We start from the raw sequence: 16,538 nt of genomic DNA on the forward strand, positions 1-16,538 counted from the left end.
ACAGCGGCAATCCTCGCCAAACCGGACTTCGCCGCGGCGCTACTGCGGGTAACGGTCAGCCCGCTGCTTCGTCAGCGCCGAAGAGGGACTTCAGCGTCACCTCGCGGTTGACCCGCACGTGCTCTACGGCTTCGGCGTGCGCCCGGTCCGCGTCGCCGGACGCGATGGCGTCGTAGAGCCGGCGGTGCTCGTCGAGCAGTTCGGCCCAATGCTCGTTCTGGCTCGTGAGCCAGCGGAGCCTGCCTTGCAGGGGCTGCAGCATCGTCGTCAGCAGCGTGTTGCCGGCGATGGCGACGATCTCGTCGTGGAAGCGCGAGTTGAGCACGGTGATCCGGGCCGCGTCGCCGCGGGCGGTCACACGGGCGGCGTCGGCGAGCACCCGCTCGAGCCGCTTCAGCTCCGCCGCGCCCGCCCGTTCGGCGGCGCGCCCCGCCGCGAGCCCTTCGAGGGCTTCCCGGACGTCGAACAGCTCCTCGACGTCGACCCGGGCGAGCTGCCGGACGACGATCCGGCGCGCCGACTGCTCGACGAGGAACCCCTCGGCCTCGAGGCTGCGGATGGCCTCGCGGACGGGCACCCGGGAGACCCCGAGGTCCTCGGCCAGCTCGCGCTCGACCAGCCGGTCGCCCGGGCGGAGGCGGCCGGTCAGGATCCGTTCGCGCAGCTCGTCGCGCACCCGCTGCCGAGTGGCCGCGAGAGGCTGCCGCTCGCTCGCCGTGGTCACCGGCCCCCTCCCCTCAACACGCTTGTAACACGAGTTTACGGGCCGGAGGGTTGACGGCGGCGGACCTCGGGGTGATATTTGGGATGCCAAATTTTGGTATCCCAAATCGCCGTCGCCGCACGTCGATCGGAGGCCCGCTTTGACCGCCGCCCCGCTCACCGACTCCCAGCAAGAGACCAGCCCGCCGCCGGATCCCCGGCTCTGGAACGAAGACCTCGCGCCGGCGAAAGAACGCCGTTGGAAGGTCTACGACATCTTCGCGCTGTGGATGTCGGACGTGCACAACCTCGGCAACTACACCTTCGCCGCCGGGCTGTTCGTGCTCGGCCTGTCCGCCTGGCAGGTGTTCACCGCCCTGCTGTTCGGCTTCGTGATCATCTACGTCGGCATGAACCTGATGGGCCGGATCGGCCAGCGCACCGGCGTGCCGTTCCCGGTCGTCGCGCGGATCAGCTTCGGCACGTTCGGCGCCAACCTGCCCGCGCTCATCCGCGCCATCATCGCGATCTTCTGGTACGGCATCCAGACCTACCTCGCGAGCGTGGCCATCACGCTGCTCGTGCTCACCATCGACCCGGGCCTGAAACCGTGGACCGAGCACGGTTTCCTCGGCCTGCACGCGCTCGGCTGGATCTGCTTCATCGCACTGTGGGCGGTCCAGGCGCTCATCCTCACCCGCGGCATGGAGTCGGTCCGCAAGTTCCAGGACTGGTGCGGGCCGGCGATCTGGGTCGTCATGATCGCGCTCGCGGTCTGGATCCTCGCCGCCGGCAACTGGCACATTTCCCTGACGAGCAGCCCGAAACAGCTCTCCACGGGCGAGCAGATCCGCCAGTGGTTCGGCGCGGCCGGGCTGATCCTCGCCACCTACGGCACGCTGATGCTGAACTTCTGCGACTTCTCCCGCAACGCCCCGGACCAGAAGACGGTGAAGCGCGGCAACTTCTGGGGCCTGCCGATCAACTCGACGGCGTTCGCGCTGCTGTCGGTGATCGTCACCGCCGGCAGCATGCAGGTGTTCGGCGAGGCCATCACCGACCCGGCCGAACTGCTGGCCAAGGTGCACAACACGCCGGTGCTGATCATCGGCGCGCTGACGTTCGCCATCGCCACCATGGGCGTCAACATCGTCGCCAACTTCGTCTCCCCCGCCTACGACCTGGCCAACATCTGGCCGAAGCGGATCACCTTCACCATCGGCGGGATGATCAGCGCGGTCGCCGCGCTGTGCGTGCTGCCGTGGAAGCTGTACTCCTCGCCGGCAGTGGTCAACTACTTCCTCGGCGGGCTCGGCGCGTTCCTCGGCCCACTGTTCGGGATCATGATCGTCGACTACTACCTGATCCGGCGCGGCAAGGTCGACGTCGCCCAGCTGTTCGTCGACAGCGGCGCGTACCCGCGGGTGAACCCCCGCGCGCTGGTGACGTTCTTCCCGACCGCGGCGTTGTCCGCCGTCATCGCGCTGGTGCCGTTCTTCGCGCCGGCCGCGCCGTACTCGTGGTTCATCGGCACGGCGTCCTCGGCGGCTTTGTATTACACGGTCTCGAGGAAGCACCGATGAGGATCGTCGTCACCAACTGCAACACCACCGAGGCGATGACTAAGGAGATCGAAGCCGGGGCCCGCGCGGCCGCGAGTCCCGGCACGGAGATCCTCGCCCGGACACCGCGCTGGGGCCCGGAGTCTGCCGAGGGCTGGCTGGACAGCTTCCTGTCCGCCGCGGCCGTGCTGGACCTGTTGCGGGGCTTGGACGAACCGTTCGACGCGGTGGTGCTCGCCGGGTTCGGCGAGCACGGCCGCGAAGGCGCCCGCGAACTGCTGGACGTCCCGGTCGTCGACATCACCGAAGCCGCCGCGCACCTGGCCTGCCTGCTCGGCCGCCGCTACGGCGTTGTGACCACTTTGGACCGGACGTGCGGGCTGATCGAGGACAGCCTGCACGCGGCCGGCGTCGCGCAGAACTGCGTCACGGTCACCGGCGCCGGGCTCGGCGTGCTGGAGCTGACGGACGAGCGTCGCACGGAGTCGGCGTTGCTGACCGCCGGCCGCCGCGCGCGGGACGCCGGCGCGGAGGTGCTCGTGCTCGGCTGCGCCGGGATGACCGGCCTGGACCGGAAGATCGCGACGATGCTGGACATCCCGGTCATCGACGGCGTCGCGGCGGCGGTCCGGCTCGCGGAATCCCTGGTGGCGTTGGGGTTGAAGACCAGCCGCGCGGGCTCGTACGCGCGGCCGTTGGACAAGCGGCGCACCTGGCCTGATTGACACTCGCCGCGCCGAGACGTCAGAATCCCTGCAGCCGTACCGCCGCCCGGTGACGACGTGGGGACTTCGACGTCTCCGAAAGGCGGTCTACGTGCGAAAGGCCTTTGGCGCGCTGGCGGTTTGCGCGAGCATGCTCCTGGTCCCGATCAGCGGGACGGCGGTGGCCGCGTCGCCACCGCACACGATCGTCACCGACGGCGCCAAGCTCGCCACGATCAAGCAAGCGATCCGCAGTGGTCATGCGACCAAGGCCCAGCAGGACGCGCTGAAAGCCGTGCTGGCCAAGGCGAACACCGCGCTCACCGCCGGGCCGTGGTCGGTCATGGACAAGCCGTCCGCGCCACCGAGCGGCGACAAGCACGACTACACGAGCCAAGCGCCGTACTGGTGGGCCAGCCAGCCGAAGACGCCGGAGAACCCGCAGGGCTGCCCGTACGTCAGCAAGGACGGCCAGCGCAACCCGGAGGCCGACGCGATCACCGACCACACCTACCGGATGTGGGCGTGGGACGCGATGTACTACCTCTCGCTGGCCTGGTACTACACCGGCGACGCGAAGTACGCGAAGCGGGCGGCGCTGGACATCCGGACCTGGTTCCTCGACCCGGCCACGCGGATGAACCCGAACATGACGTACTCGCAGATCATCCCGTGCAAGACCACGATCAGCGGTACCGGGATCATCGACTCGACCCAGTCGTTCAGCCAGCTGATGGACGTGTTCGCGCTGCTCGACGGCGGCGCGCCCGGCTGGACCGGCAAGGACCGCTCCGGCATGAAGACGTGGCTCACGCAGTACCTCGATTGGATGCAGACCAGCCCGCAGGCGAAGCTGGAACTGGCCGCCACCAACAACCACGGCACGTTCCTCGACATGCAGAACGCGACGATCTCCGCGTACCTGGGGCACCGCGACGCGGCCCGGAAGATCGTGCTCGACGCGGAGCAGAAGCGGTTCCCGGTGCAGTTCGCCGCCGACGGCAGCCAGCCCCTCGAACTCTCACGCACGATGTCGTGGCACTACGTCAACTTCAACCTCACCGCGTGGGGCCGGCTGGCGGAGGTCGGGAAGAACCTCGGCGTCGACGTCTGGAAGTACCGGGCGCCGAACGGGGTGACGCTGCGGAAGATCGTCGACCAGCTGATCCCGGGCGCGCTGCACGGCGCGGAAGCCTGGCCGCACCAGCAGATCGGCGTGTTCGACCAGTCGATCGCGGCCGACATCTTCCACGCCGCGGCCGAAGAAGCCCACGATTCGGACGCGGCGGCCGCGCTCAAGCAGATGCCCTTGCCCGCGGGTGGGGACACGTGGCCGGTGCGGGTGTCCTGCTTCCCGCTGGACCCGCCGCTGAAGTAAGCGTCAGTTGCCGTTGGGGGCACCGACGCCGGGGGCGGGCGCGGTCGCGTTACCGGCGATGCCGTAGCGCCCGGCCCCGCCGTCGAGCTGTTCCTTCAACGCCAGCACGGTGCTGACCCGCCCGGCCGAGCTGTCCACGTTGTCCACAGTGGACAGGATCGACGTCGCCGAGGTGTCCGCGCGGACGACGCCCAGCGCGCCGGTGCCGTCCGCGGAACCGGCGTCGCCCGCGAGAACCGTGCCGGCGCCGGAGCGGTCGAGCTGCGTGGCGAACCGGGCGATCGTCGCCGCGCGGTCGCCCGCGCCGTCGCCGGTCGCCTGGGCGCCGGTCAGGACGATCGCCAGCTGCGCCGGCTTGACGTCCCCGCCCGCCTTGACGAACCCGCCGTCGGTGAGCCCGCCGATCGCGGCCGCCAGCTCCTCGCCGGACGACTGCGGCTTCGCCGTGGTCTTGTCCAGCAGCAGCACCGAACCGAGCAGCGCCCCGGCGAGCGTGCCGGAGTCGCCCGCGGTCGGGAACTTCGAGCCGGCGGGCTGCAGCCGCGTGACGACGTCGCGCAGCTGGTCGGCTTTCTCCGGGTCGGCGAACGCGGACGTCAGCTGCACCTCACCGGTCACCGAAGCCCCGGCCTGGCCGATCAGCTGCTTGAGCGCGTCCCGGTCGGCCGGGCGCGCGTCTTCGGTGGTCACGAGCACCACGGTCCGCTTGTCCAGCGCGCCCGCGACGACCTTCGGCCCCATCGAGCCGGCGAACGCGTCCGCGTCGGCCAGCCGGGCGTTGAGCGCGTTGCGCTGCGCCTCGAGGTCGGAGACCTGGCTGCCGAGATCCTTCTTCTCCCCCGCGAGGCCCGACAGGAGCGTGCCGTTCAGCGCCGTCGAGCCGAGCACGACCCCGACGGCCAGCGCGAGGAAGCAGGCGGCGATGGAAACGACGTGGTAGCGCAGCGAAATCACGTGAACAATCCCTTGACCCAGGCGGTGAACGAGTTCCAGGTGTCCTTGATCCAGTCCAGGTAGACCGAGCCCACGTCGGACACCAGCAGGGCCGCGGCGACCACCACGACCGCGGCGAGCACGAGCAGCACCACCGCGCCGATCGACACGCGGCTGCGGTGCAGCGTCGCGACCGCCTTGCCGTCGACGAGCTTCGTGCCGAGCTTCAGCCGGGTCAGGAACGTCGACGGGTTCGACCCGGACCGGCCGTGGTCGAGGAACTCGCGCAGGGTGGCCTGGAACCCGACGGTGACGACGAGGCTCGCGCCGTGCGCGTCGGCCAGCAGCAGCGCGAGGTCCTCGGCGTTGCCCGTCGCGGGGAAGGTCACCGCGCCGATGCCCAGGTCCTGGATCCGCTCGACACCGGGGGCGTGCCCGTCGGGCTGGGCGGGCACCACGACCTCGCCGCCGCCGCGCAGGGTGGCGGTGCCGATGCCGGTGGGGTCGCCGACGACGACGTCCGGCTTGTACCCCTGCACGCGCAGCGTGTCGGCGCCGGCGTCGACACCGACCATGACCGGCCGGTGCTCGGCGATGTACTTCTTGAGCTTCTTGAGGTCCTCGGCGTGCCCGTTGCCACCCGCGACGACCAGCACGTGCCGGTCGCGCAGCGCCACCTTCAGCTCCGGCACGCCGACGCCGTCGAGGATCAGCGTGCGCTCGCGGCGCAGGAACTCGATGGTGTTGGCCGAAAACGCTTCCAGCTGCGTCGACATCCCGGCCTTGGCCTCGATCATCTGGTCGGCGACGCTGTCGGCGGTCTGCTCGATCCCGGAGGCGACCTGCCGCTCACCGACGTACACGACGCCGTCGTGCAACCGCAGCTTCGTGCCGTCCTTGATCGACCGCAGCAGCTCGCTGCCGACCGAGTCGACCAGCGGGATGCCGGCGCCGATCAGGATTTCCGGGCCCAGGTTCGGGAACCGGCCGGAGATCGACGGCGACGCGTTGACCACGCCGGCGACCTCCGCCTCGACCAGGGCGTCGGCCGTCTGGCGGTCGAGGTCCAGCTGGTCGAGCACGACGATGTCGCCGGGACTGATCCGGCGCAGCAGCTCCCGGGTGCGGCGGTCCACGCGGGCGACGCCGGTGATCCCCGGAAGGGGTTCTTGGTTCCGCGTGAGCAGGCCGGTGAGCTTCATGTGGCCGATGGTGACAAATTTGCTCGTGGGACGATGCTCGCCACGCCGTAGCCGGGGTGACCCGTTGTGGTGACCTCCCCCGCACGGGTCAGGCGTCCGACTCCTCCGACAGCGACCCGAAATCGAGGTTCACCCAGGGGCTGCCGGGGTCCTGAAGGAGCTGGTGGTGGACCCGCACGGCCGCCGGATACCACTCGCCGAACTCGTCGTCCTCGGCGTGCAGCACCCGGCCCATCAGGTAGCCGGCCGACAGGTCGGCCCATGACTGGTGGTAGCGACGCGCGAGCGATCCCGCTTCGAGCACCATCAGCTCGGCGGTCAGCGCGTCGCAGTAGCCGGCCGCGAGCCCCCACCGCGCGATGTTGACCGCGCGGCCGACGTCCCACGAAAGCGCCGTCGTGACGAAGCCGTCCGCGTCGACCAGGCCGTCGGCCCGGAAGCGCTGCTCGCAGCGCGACACCCGGCGGACGGTGTGCCGCAGCTCGTCGGCCTGGTCGGCCGCGTCGTTCTCCGCGCACCACCGGTCCACCAGCTCCGCCCAGGTCAGCGGGTCGAACTCGCCGCTGGTCAGCCCGAACTCCGCGGCGAACCGCAGGCGCAGCATGAGCACGAGGTTGCCCGGCGTCAGCGCGTAGCCGTCGCCGATCAGGTCGGCCATCGTCGCGCGCCAGGCCGGCGGGTCCGGCACGCCCCACCAGTCCCGCAGGCCCCGCACCTCGGCGACGTAGTCGTGCCGGCGCGCGTCGAGGACGTTCCACGGCGCCGCGTTGAGCACGGCCAAGTGCGCGCCGCACGCGAGCGCGTGCGCGATCGGGCCTTCGAGGTGCCCGTACGGCGCGGTGATCAGCCGTTCGACCTGCTCCTCCAGCGGGACGACGTCGTCGTGGTGCGCGTCGAGCCACGGCTGCAGGGTGGCGCCGGGCAGCCGCCACTCGCCGCGGGTGCCGCGGTTGAACACGACCCGCTCGTGCCGCCCGACGCCGTCGACCGCCCAGTCCAGCGCGCCGCTCATGGCGACGACGTCCGGGCCGAGGTCGGGCAGCGCGCCGCGGGTGAAGACCTGCAGGAACTCGTCGCCGCCCGTCTCGAAGTAGACGTTGGGGAACGTCTCCGCCCGCTCGTCGAGGATGCTGTGGGCGTCCACCCGCCGGATCGGGACGAAGAGCTCTTCCCCGGCGAGCAGGCCGAGGTAGCGGTCCAGGTCGCCGTCGCGGCGGGCGGCGGCCAGCTGCGCTTCGACGTCGGCGGGCGGCGGCAGGATCACGGGGCGGCTCCCTCCGCTCGGCCGGTCAGCACGACGAGCTTGCCCGCCGTCCGGTTGTGCTCCAGGTCGTCGTGCGCCTGCCGGATCTCCGTCAGCGCGTACACCTTGGCCGGGCCGAGGCTCGTTTCGCCGGCGGCGATCCGGTCGAGGTGGCGCTGCAGGACGGAGGCGGGCAGGTCGTCCGCCTCACCACCATAAGCGGTCAACCGCACCCCGGCGGGAAGGTATCCGATCGGATAGAAGTTCGAGATCGTCCACTGGTTGGACAACATGCCGGCGAAGCAGACGGTGCCGTGCACGCGGGTGGCGTTCAGGGTGTCCGGCAGGGTCGGCGTCCCGACGAGTTCGAGGGCGGCGTCGACGCCTTCGGGAGCGATCTTCCGGACCTGCGCGGCGATGTCACCGTCGTCGAGGAGCGGGTGGTCGACACCGTGGTCGCGCAGGGTTTGAAGCCTTGCTTCCTGGCGTGTGGTCGCGAAGACGGTGGCGCCGAGGTCCTTGGCCAGGGCCGCGGTGGCGAACCCGAGCGCGGACGTCCCGCCGCGGATCAGCAGCGTCTGGCCTTTCTTGAGGTCGAGGCCGGTGGTGAGCGAGCCGTACGCGGTCTGCAGCGTCTCGGGGACCTGGCCGATGACCTCCCACGGCAGGGCGCTTTCGAAGGGGATGACCTGGTTTTTCGGCACGACGGTGTATTCGGCGTAGCCGCCGTCGAACGTGCGGCCCATCCCGCCCATCATGGTGGCGACCTGCTGCCCGGGTTCGAACCCGTCACCGGCGTCGACGATCCCGACGGCTTCGATGCCGGGGACGCGCGGGAAGGTGACGCCTTCGGCGAGCCCGAGCCGGGTGTGCAGCTCGGACCGGTTGAGCCCGAACGCCTTGACGGTGATCCGCACCCAGCCGGGTTTCACCTCGGGCAGCGGGAGGTCCTTCAGTTCGAGGTTCTCGACGGGACCGGGTTCTCGGAGTACCACCGCGCGCATCCTGGGTCCTTTCTTCGCAAGCGAACAGTCCGCACAACAACTGTCCGCGCGAGTAGTATTCCCGGCATGAGCCTGTCCCCGGACCACGACGCGGCCTGGCGGGCATTCCTCCGCTCGTCGGCGCTGCTGCTGAGGGTGCTGGACGCGGAGCTGCGAGCCGAGCACGGCATGACGCACCGGACGTACGACGCGCTGGTCCAGCTGTCGGAGGCCCCGGACCGGCGGCTGCACATGAAGGAGCTGGCGGACGCGTTGGTGCACAGCACCAGCGGCTTGACCCGCGTGGTGGACGGCTTGGAGAGGGCCGGTTACGCGCGCCGCGAGGTGGACCCGGCGAACCGCAGGTCAACGCTGGTGGTGCTGACCGACGTGGGTTTGGCGGCGCTGGAGGCGGCGTGGCCCACGCACGTGCGGGGCGTGAAGCGGTACTTCGCGGACCAGGTGAGCCCGGAACAGGCGCGAGTGCTGGCCGAGGTGTTCGGCGCGATCAACGCGGACCTCGAGGGTCGCTGAGCCGCCGCCCAACAGAGGCGGCCCGCCGTCCGGGTCGACCTGTCAGCCGACCGCCCCGGGCTCTTACCGGCCGGCCGCGCGCAACTCATTCCGCCAGCCCCCGAAAGCCCAGCAGCCACCCCGCACCCCGGCCACCCTCCCCGGAACCGCGTCCCTCTGGCCCGGCGTCTACTTCTTCTTGCCTCGCTTGGGCTTCGGAGCCGGCTCGGCCTTGGCCTTCTCCGCGGTCGCCAGCAGCTCCTCGGCGTGCGCGCGGCCCGTCTCGGTGTCGTCCATCCCGGCGAGCATCCGGGCCAGCTCGTTGACCCGCTCGGTCTGGCTCAGGTTCTTCACACCGCTGCGCGTCACGCCGCCGCTGTGGCCCTTGTCCACCACCAGGTGCTGGTCCGCGAACGCCGCCACCTGCGGCAGGTGCGTGACCACCAGAACCTGGTGCGTGCGCGCCAGCCGGGCCAGCCGACGGCCGATCTCGACCGCGGCGCGGCCGCCCACCCCGGCGTCGACCTCGTCGAACACCAGCGTCTGGACCGTGTCCGCGTGCGCCAGCACCACCTCGATCGCCAGCATCACCCGCGACAGCTCACCGCCCGAGGCGGCCTTGTGCACCGGCAGCGGTGGGGCGCCGTCGTGGGCGCGCAGCAGCAGCTCGACGTCGTCGACGCCGTCCGGGCCCGCGTGCACCGCGCGGCCGTCGAGGGTCAGCGCGTGCGTGTCGCCGTGCTCGGCCGGGCGCTGCTCGACCGTCACCTCGATCGCCGCCTGCCCCATCGCCAGCCCGGACAGCTCGCGGGTGATCTCCTCGGCCAGCGACGCCGCGGCGTCGACGCGCGCCGCGGACACCTCGACCGCGTGCGCGGCCAGTTGCACCGCGAGCTGGTCGCGCCGCAGCGCCAGCTCCGACAGTGCCTCCTCCGACGTGTCCATCGACTCCAGGCGGCGCCGGGCGTCGTCCGCCCAGGCGAGCACGCCGTCGACGTCCGCCGCGTACTTGCGGGTCAGCCGCTTGAGGTCCGCCTGGCGGGCGAGGACCTTCTCCAGCAGCGCCGGGTCGGCGTCCAGCGTCTCGACGTAGCCGCCCAGCTCCGACCCGACGTCGGTCAGCAGCGTCGACGCCTCCTCCAGCCGCGGCGCCAGCTCGCGCAGCACCGCGTCTTCGGACGTCGAAAGCCGCCGCAGCGCCTCGGAAACCAGGCCCATCGCGCTCGGGGCGTCCGGGTCGCCGTCCGGCGAGCCCGACAACGCGATGTGCGCCTCGGTCGCGGCCGCGCGCAGCTCGTCGGCCGCGGCGAGCCGCTTGATCTGCGTGGTGAGCTCGACGTCCTCGCCCGGCTGCGGCGCGACGGCGTCGATCTCGGTCAGCCCGTGCTTCAGCAGGTCGGCCTGCTGGGCCATCTCCCGCGACCGCGTCGACCGCTCGGTCAGCTCCGCGATCACCGCCAGCCACTCGGACCGGACCTCGCGGTACGCGGTCAGCGGCTTCGCCACCGCGTCGCCGGCGAACCGGTCGATGACGTCACGCTGCTCGCTCGGGCGCAGCAGCCGCAGCTGGTCGTTCTGCCCGTGCACCGCGATCAGCTGTTCGGACAGCTCCGCGAGCACGCCGACCGGCACCGACCGGCCGCCCAGGTGGGCGCGCGAGCGCCCGTCGACGGCGACGGCCCGCAGCGCGATGACGCTGCCGTCCTCGTCGACGTCGGCGCCCGACTCGGCGACGATCCGCTCGGCGCCTTCGACCCCTGAATAGGTGAACCGCCCTTCGACGAACGCCTTGAGCATCCCCGTCCGGACCTTGGACACCTCGGCCCGGCCCCCGGACAGCAGGTGCAGCCCGGTGACGACCATGGTCTTTCCCGCACCCGTCTCACCGGTGACGACGGTGAAGCCCGCGTGCAGTTCCAGCAGGGCGTCCTCGATGACTCCGAGGCCCTGGATGCGCATCTCGGCCAGCACGCCGCCTACGGTAGCGGCCCCCACCGACACTCTGCGCGCGCGGGCACCCGGCGAGTCGCCGATATGTTCGAATGAATCGCCGAGCGGTCCTCAGTCGCAGGGACGCGCGTGCCGCTCCCGCCAGCTCTTCACCGGCAGCGAGAACTTCTGGACCAGGCGGTCGGTGAACGGCCCGTCCCACAGGCGGACCAGCCGCACCGGTGTCTTGCCGTTCGTGACCCGCACGCGCGCGCCCGGCGGCAGCTCGATGAGCCGCCCGCCGTCGCAGGTCAGGACGGCCGGCGAGCCGTCCGGGTCGATCCCGACGGTGATCACCGAGTCCCGCGAGACGACCAGCGGCCGCGAGAACATCGCGTGCGCGTTGCTCGGCACGACCAGCAGCGCCTCGACGTCGGGCCAGATGATCGGGCCGCCCGCCGAAAAGGCGTACGCCGTCGAACCGGTCGGTGTGGCGCACAGCACACCGTCGCAGCCGAACGCGGACACCGGGCGCCCGTCGACCTCGATCAGCGCGTCCAGGACCCGCTCGCGGGTGCTCTTCTCGACGCTGGCCTCGTTGAGCGCCCAGGCGCGGGCGAGCTCTTCGCCGTCGTGGGTGACCGTGACGTCGATGGTCATCCGCGGTTCGACCTGGTAGTCGCCGTCGACGACGCGCTGCACGGTGTCGGCCAGCGCGTCCGAGTCGGCCTCGGCGAGGAACCCGACGCGGCCGAGGTTCACGCCGAGCACCGGCACGCCGGCCGGGCGGGCCAGCTCGGCCGCGCGCAGCAGTGTGCCGTCGCCGCCGAGGACGAAGACGAGCTCGACGCCTTCGGCGGGGTTGTCGTCCGGGTCCACGACGGTGCAGGTCGACCCGACGCCGTGCTCGTCGGGGTTGATCAGCGCGCAGACGTCGTGCTCGATCACCCGGATCCGGATGCCGGCCTTGGCGAAGCGCGCGGAAACCTCGCGCGCGGCTTCGCCCGTCGCTTCGCGATCGGGGTGCACCATGAGGAGCACTTCACGTTCGGTGGTCATGCGGGCCCTTCCTCGACGGCGGTTCGGACGAGCCGCTCGGCCTCAGACCTGTCTACCGCGTCCACAGTGGACTCGGCCACGTGTTCCTTCTTCAGCCACACGAAGTACTCGACGTTCCCCGACGGCCCCGGCAGCGGGCTCGCGGTGACGCCGCGCAGCGCGAGCCCGAGCTTCGCGGCTTCGTCGATGACGGTGAGCACGGATTCGGCGCGCAGCTCCGGATCGCGGACGACGCCGCCGCTGCCGAGCCGGTCCTTGCCCACTTCGAACTGCGGTTTCACCATCGGCACGAGGTCGGCGCCTTCCCGCGCGCACGCCGTGAGCGCGGGCAGGACGAGCTTGAGCGAGATGAACGAGAGGTCCCCGACGACGACGTCGACCTGGCCGCCGAGGTCCTCGGGAGAGAGGTTGCGAACATTGGTGCGGTCCATGACGACTACACGTTCGTCGGTGCGGATCCGCCAGTCGAGCAGGCCACGGCCCACGTCGGCGGCGATCACGGTCGCGGCGCCGTTGCGGAGCAGGACGTCGGTGAAGCCGCCGGTGGACGCGCCGGCGTCGAGGCAGCGCTTGCCTTCGACGTCCAGGCCGTCGAACGCCGCCAGGGCGCCGAGCAGCTTGTGCGCGCCGCGGGAGGCCCAGCCGGGGTCGTCCTCGTCCTTGACGACGATGGGCGCGTCGGACTCCACGCCGGTGGCGGGCTTGCCGGCCACCATGCCGCGCACGGTGACCTTGCCGGCGGTGATCAGGGCCGAGGCCTGCTCGCGCGACCGGGCGAGGCCGCGCCGAACCAGTTCCGCGTCGAGGCGCGCCCGCTTGGGCACCGTGGTCAGACCTTGTCGATGCTGGAGAGGGCGACCGTCAGCTCGGTGTGCACGGCGTCGAACCGCTCGACGTGCTCCGCGAGCGGCAGCGCGTCGAGGTCGTCCAGCCCGGCGACGGCTTCGTCGATGCCGGCCCGTGGGTCGGTCTGCTGCGAGAACGAACCGGGCGGCGGGCCCGGGACGGGATAGGGATGCACGTTACGAACGGTAGCAGTCAGCGCAGCCGGGCCTTCGCGTCCTCGCCGAGTTCGGTGACGCCGGTCTCCCAGGCCGTGTGGCAGAGCGCGCGGAGCAGGTCCAGGTCGTCGCCGTCGCCCTTCGCCGTCAGGATGCCGTGCTCGACGGTCACGGTCCACCCCGGGCGAGGGCCGATCCTCAGGTCGTCGGCCGGGCTGGTGAGCGCGGTGAGGTCCTTCGCGAGGTAGGTGCCGCGCTCGGCCGGGATGGCCTTGATCAGCTGCTCCGGCGTCGCGACACCGGAGAGGACGACCAGCGAGTCGATGCCCGCGGCGACCGCGCCGGCGATGTCGGTGTCGAGCCGGTCGCCGACGACGAGAGGCTTTTCGGCACCCGCCGACCGCGCGGCGGTCTCGAACAGCAGCGGCTCCGGCTTCCCGGCGACGAGCGGCTCGACGTCGGTGGCGGTCCGCAGCGCGGCGACCATCGAGCCGTTGCCGGGCAGCAGCCCGCGCTCGCTGGGCAGGGTGGCGTCGACGTTGCAGGCCACCCAGAGCGCGCCGGCGCGGATCGCGAGGCAGGCTTCGGCCAGCGCGGCCCAGGTGTTGTCGGGCGAGTGGCCCTGGACGACCGCCTGGACGCCGTCGCCGTTCTCCCGCACCGGCGTCAGGCCGGCCTGGGCGACCTCGGCGGACAGCGACCCGGTCCCGACGACGAGGACTTCGGCGCCGGGCTCGAGCCGCTCCTTGAGCAGTTGCACGCCGGCCTGGGCGCTGGTGTGCACCTCACCGGCGTCGGCGGGCATGCCGAGGCCGGTGAGGTGGTCGACGACCTCGGCCGGGGCCTTGGACGCGTTGTTCGTGACGAACCGGACGGGCGTGCCGTGCTCCCGCGCGGCCCGCACCGTCTCCGGGGCGCCCGGGATCACCCGGGCGCCGTGGTAGACGGTGCCGTCGAGGTCGAACAGGACCGCGTCGTAGGCCGCGAGCAGAGCGTCACTCATCCGAGTCGTTCTTTTCGTTGGCCAGCTCCGCCGCCCGTTCGGCGGCATCGGTCTCGTCCTCGGCGTCGGCTTCGGCGGCGTTGAGGAACCACTGGACGGCCTCGTCCTTGCGCCCGGCGGCGACGAGGTTGTCGGCGTAGGCGTAGAAGAGGCGAGCGCTCCACGGGTCGCGCTTGCCGGCCTTGAGGTCGTCACCCTGCAGCGAGACGACGGCGGCGTCGAGCTGCCCGAGGTCACGCCGCGCCCCGGCCGCGACGATGGCGAGCTCGACCTGGACGGCCTTGCTCAGGTTGGCCTTGTCGGCCTCCTTCGCCAGGTCGAGGGCGCGTTCGGGCCGGCCCAGCGCGCGCTCGGCGTCGGCGATGATGGCGATGTGGTCGTCGCTGCGGGTCATCCGCCGGACGGCCCGCAGTTCGGAGAGGGCTTCCGACCAGTTGCCGGCGTGGTAGGCGACGAGCCCGAGCGCTTCCCGCACGATCGGCACGCGCGAGGCCTTGGCCTTGGCGTACTTGGCGTGCTCGAGCGCGGCCTCGGGATCGGAGTCGACGAGCCCCCCGGCGGCGACGAGGTGCTTCCCGACGGTCTCGGCCAGGCCCTTGGGCAGGGTCCTCAGCTCGCGGCGGGCCTCCTCGTCGAGGTCGGAGAACTCGATGTCCTCGGGGAGTTCCGGGGCTTCGAGGAGTTCCTTGGCGAGGGCCTCGTCGTCGAGCGGAGCGCCGACGCGCGGCTGCGGGTCGCGACGGGGCCGGTCGCGCCGGTTGTCGTCACGCTTGTCATCCCGCTTGTAGCCGCCGGTGCGGGGGCCGCGGTCGTCGTCGCGGCGCTGGTAACCGCCGCGGTCCTCGCGCTTGGAGCCGCCGGTCTGGCCGCGGTCATCACGGCGGTCGTCGCGGCGGTCGGAACCACCGCGATCGTCCCGCTTGAACCCGCCACGGTCGTCGTCGCGACGCTGGTAGCCACCGCGCGAGTCGGAGCCGCTGCGGCCACGGTCATCGTCGCGGCGCTGGTAACTCCCCCGCGACTCCGAGCCACCACGGCCGCGGTCGTCATCGCGCCGTTGGTAACTGCCGCGCGAGTCGGAGCCGCTGCGGCCACGATCGTCGTCCCGCCGCTGGTAGCTGCCGCGGGAGTCGGAGCTGCCACGGCTCCGGTCATCGTCCCGTTTGAACCCGCCGCGGTCGTCGTCCCGGCGCTGGTAGCCGCCGCGGTCTTCGCGCTTGAAGCCACCGGTGCGGGCACCGCGGTCGTCATCGCGGCGCTGGTAACCACCCCGCGAGTCCGAGCTGCCACGGCCGCGGTCATCGTCGCGGCGCTGGTAGCTGCCACGCGAATCGGAGCTGCCACGGTCGTCGCGGCGCTGGTAACTCCCCCGCGACTCCGAGCCTCCACGGCCGCGGTCGTCATCGCGCCGTTGGTAACTGCCGCGCGAGTCGGAGCCGCGGCGGCCACGGTCATCGTCGCGGCGCTGGTAGCTGCCACGCGAATCGGAGCTGCCACGGTCGTCGCGGCGCTGGTAACCACCCCGCGAGTCCGAGCTGCCACGGCCGCGATCGTCGTCGCGGCGCTGGTAACCGCCACGCGAGTCCGAGCCACCGCGGCTGCGGTCGTCGTCGCGACGCTGGTAGCTCCCGCGGGAGTCGGAGCCGGCGCGGGAGCCGCCGCTGCGGTCCTCCCAGCGCGGCTTGCGGTCTCCGTACGAGGACTTGCCCTGGGGGCGGCCGGCGCGGTCGTCCTGGCCTCGGCCCGAGTTCTCGTAGCGCCCGCCGGAGCGGTTGGTGTCGCGGTCTCCGGACCGGCCCGGGCCACCCGAGTACCGGCTGCCACCCGGCCGGCCACCGGAGTCGCGGGCGCCGTCGCGGAAGTTGCCGCGACGGTCGTCGCGGTCGCTCGTGCCGCGGCCCTGACCTGCGTAACCTCCGCGCTGGTCGCGGTCACGGGGACCGTCGCCGCCGCGGAACGGCTTGCCGCCGCCGCGGACTCCGCGGTCGTCGCGGCGCGGCCGGCCCTGGTAACCGCTGTCGCGGCCGCCGCGGTCCTGCCGCGCGCCGCCCTGGTTCTTCCGGGGTGCGTCCGATCGGCCCCGGGAGCCTTCGTCCCGGCGTGCCGACCGGCCGGACCCATCATCCGCTGAGTCTCGTCGACCGAACTCGGACACCTGGCCTCCTGCCGTGAAAAAATCTTGTTCCGGACATACGCGTACGGCCCGCTAGGGCAGCCAACTGGCTATCCTAACGGGCCGTACGTAAAGTAAGTTCGGCGGTGTCCTACTCTCCCACAACCCTTCGGTTGCAGTACCATCGGCGCTGTCAGGCTTAGCTTCCGGGTT

General features: G+C 71.8%; 15 protein-coding genes and 1 rRNA gene. 4 read left to right on the forward strand and 12 right to left on the reverse strand.

The window, feature by feature from the left end; genetic code table 11:
• Positions 1 to 55 precede the first annotated feature (55 nt).
• Complete coding sequence (locus ABFJ78_RS45300; protein ID WP_436393627.1) at positions 56 to 724, reverse strand: GntR family transcriptional regulator; 669 nt, start codon at positions 722 to 724, stop codon at positions 56 to 58.
• 139 nt (positions 725 to 863) lie between these two features.
• Here ABFJ78_RS45300 and ABFJ78_RS45305 point away from each other — a divergent pair, with 139 nt between their 5' ends.
• From ABFJ78_RS45305 to ABFJ78_RS45315, 3 genes are all read left to right on the forward strand, one after another.
• Entirely contained in the window at positions 864 to 2,285 is a 1,422-nt protein-coding gene (locus ABFJ78_RS45305) for an NCS1 family nucleobase:cation symporter-1 (protein ID WP_436393628.1), read from the forward strand.
• Positions 2,282 to 2,989 (forward strand): aspartate/glutamate racemase family protein, encoded by a 708-nt coding sequence (locus ABFJ78_RS45310; protein WP_329045286.1) that lies wholly within the window; start codon positions 2,282 to 2,284, stop codon positions 2,987 to 2,989. The genes ABFJ78_RS45305 and ABFJ78_RS45310 overlap by 4 nt, the downstream gene beginning before the upstream one ends.
• 91 nt (positions 2,990 to 3,080) lie before the next feature.
• Complete coding sequence (locus tag ABFJ78_RS45315) at positions 3,081 to 4,346, forward strand: alginate lyase family protein (protein WP_436393629.1); 1,266 nt, start codon at positions 3,081 to 3,083, stop codon at positions 4,344 to 4,346.
• A gap of 3 nt (positions 4,347 to 4,349) precedes the next feature.
• Here the strand turns inward: ABFJ78_RS45315 and ABFJ78_RS45320 are convergent, their stop codons facing one another.
• The 4 genes from ABFJ78_RS45320 to ABFJ78_RS45335 all read right to left on the reverse strand — a co-directional run bounded on the left by ABFJ78_RS45320 (position 4,350) and on the right by ABFJ78_RS45335 (position 8,728).
• On the reverse strand, positions 4,350 to 5,300 hold the full coding sequence (locus tag ABFJ78_RS45320) for a copper transporter (RefSeq protein ID WP_436393630.1): 951 nt from the start codon (positions 5,298 to 5,300) through the stop codon (positions 4,350 to 4,352).
• The gene (gene steA, locus ABFJ78_RS45325) at positions 5,297 to 6,481 is read right to left on the reverse strand and encodes a putative cytokinetic ring protein SteA (protein ID WP_436393631.1); all 1,185 of its coding nucleotides are present in this window, start codon (positions 6,479 to 6,481) and stop codon (positions 5,297 to 5,299) included. Before steA ends, ABFJ78_RS45320 begins: the two co-directional genes overlap by 4 nt.
• A gap of 88 nt (positions 6,482 to 6,569) precedes the next feature.
• Positions 6,570 to 7,745, reverse strand: a complete 1,176-nt coding sequence (locus ABFJ78_RS45330) for a DUF1266 domain-containing protein (RefSeq protein WP_436393632.1) — start codon at positions 7,743 to 7,745, stop codon at positions 6,570 to 6,572.
• Positions 7,742 to 8,728, reverse strand: a complete 987-nt coding sequence (locus tag ABFJ78_RS45335) for a zinc-binding alcohol dehydrogenase family protein (RefSeq protein WP_436393633.1) — start codon at positions 8,726 to 8,728, stop codon at positions 7,742 to 7,744. Before ABFJ78_RS45335 ends, ABFJ78_RS45330 begins: the two co-directional genes overlap by 4 nt.
• Positions 8,729 to 8,794: 66 nt before the next feature.
• Here ABFJ78_RS45335 and ABFJ78_RS45340 point away from each other — a divergent pair, with 66 nt between their 5' ends.
• Positions 8,795 to 9,241, forward strand: a complete 447-nt coding sequence (locus tag ABFJ78_RS45340) for a MarR family winged helix-turn-helix transcriptional regulator (protein ID WP_436393634.1) — start codon at positions 8,795 to 8,797, stop codon at positions 9,239 to 9,241.
• Positions 9,242 to 9,409: 168 nt separating this feature from the next.
• On the opposite strand, the gene recN is transcribed toward ABFJ78_RS45340, so the two are convergent.
• The 7 genes from recN to rrf form a co-directional block, all read right to left on the reverse strand.
• On the reverse strand, positions 9,410 to 11,191 hold the full coding sequence (gene recN, locus ABFJ78_RS45345; protein WP_436393635.1) for a DNA repair protein RecN: 1,782 nt from the start codon (positions 11,189 to 11,191) through the stop codon (positions 9,410 to 9,412).
• Positions 11,192 to 11,281: 90 nt separating this feature from the next.
• Complete coding sequence (locus ABFJ78_RS45350) at positions 11,282 to 12,208, reverse strand: NAD kinase (protein WP_436393636.1); 927 nt, start codon at positions 12,206 to 12,208, stop codon at positions 11,282 to 11,284.
• Positions 12,205 to 13,032: a TlyA family RNA methyltransferase gene (locus ABFJ78_RS45355; protein WP_436393637.1), complete on the reverse strand. Its 828-nt coding sequence runs from the start codon at positions 13,030 to 13,032 to the stop codon at positions 12,205 to 12,207. Before ABFJ78_RS45355 ends, ABFJ78_RS45350 begins: the two co-directional genes overlap by 4 nt.
• Before the next feature lie 5 nt (positions 13,033 to 13,037).
• Positions 13,038 to 13,229: a hypothetical protein gene (locus ABFJ78_RS45360; RefSeq protein ID WP_364464766.1), complete on the reverse strand. Its 192-nt coding sequence runs from the start codon at positions 13,227 to 13,229 to the stop codon at positions 13,038 to 13,040.
• Positions 13,230 to 13,246: 17 nt separating this feature from the next.
• Positions 13,247 to 14,212, reverse strand: a complete 966-nt coding sequence (locus ABFJ78_RS45365) for an HAD-IIA family hydrolase (protein WP_436393638.1) — start codon at positions 14,210 to 14,212, stop codon at positions 13,247 to 13,249.
• Positions 14,205 to 16,367 carry a hypothetical protein gene (locus ABFJ78_RS45370; protein ID WP_436393639.1) on the reverse strand — a complete coding sequence of 721 codons (2,163 nt, stop codon included), beginning with the start codon at positions 16,365 to 16,367 and terminating at the stop codon, positions 14,205 to 14,207. The genes ABFJ78_RS45365 and ABFJ78_RS45370 overlap by 8 nt, the downstream gene beginning before the upstream one ends.
• A gap of 96 nt (positions 16,368 to 16,463) precedes the next feature.
• Positions 16,464 to 16,538: ribosomal RNA gene (rrf, locus tag ABFJ78_RS45375) — 5S ribosomal RNA — on the reverse strand; the annotation flags it as partial.

This window comes from Amycolatopsis sp. MEPSY49, from assembly GCF_051337345.1.
Lineage (GTDB): Bacteria > Actinomycetota > Actinomycetes > Mycobacteriales > Pseudonocardiaceae > Amycolatopsis.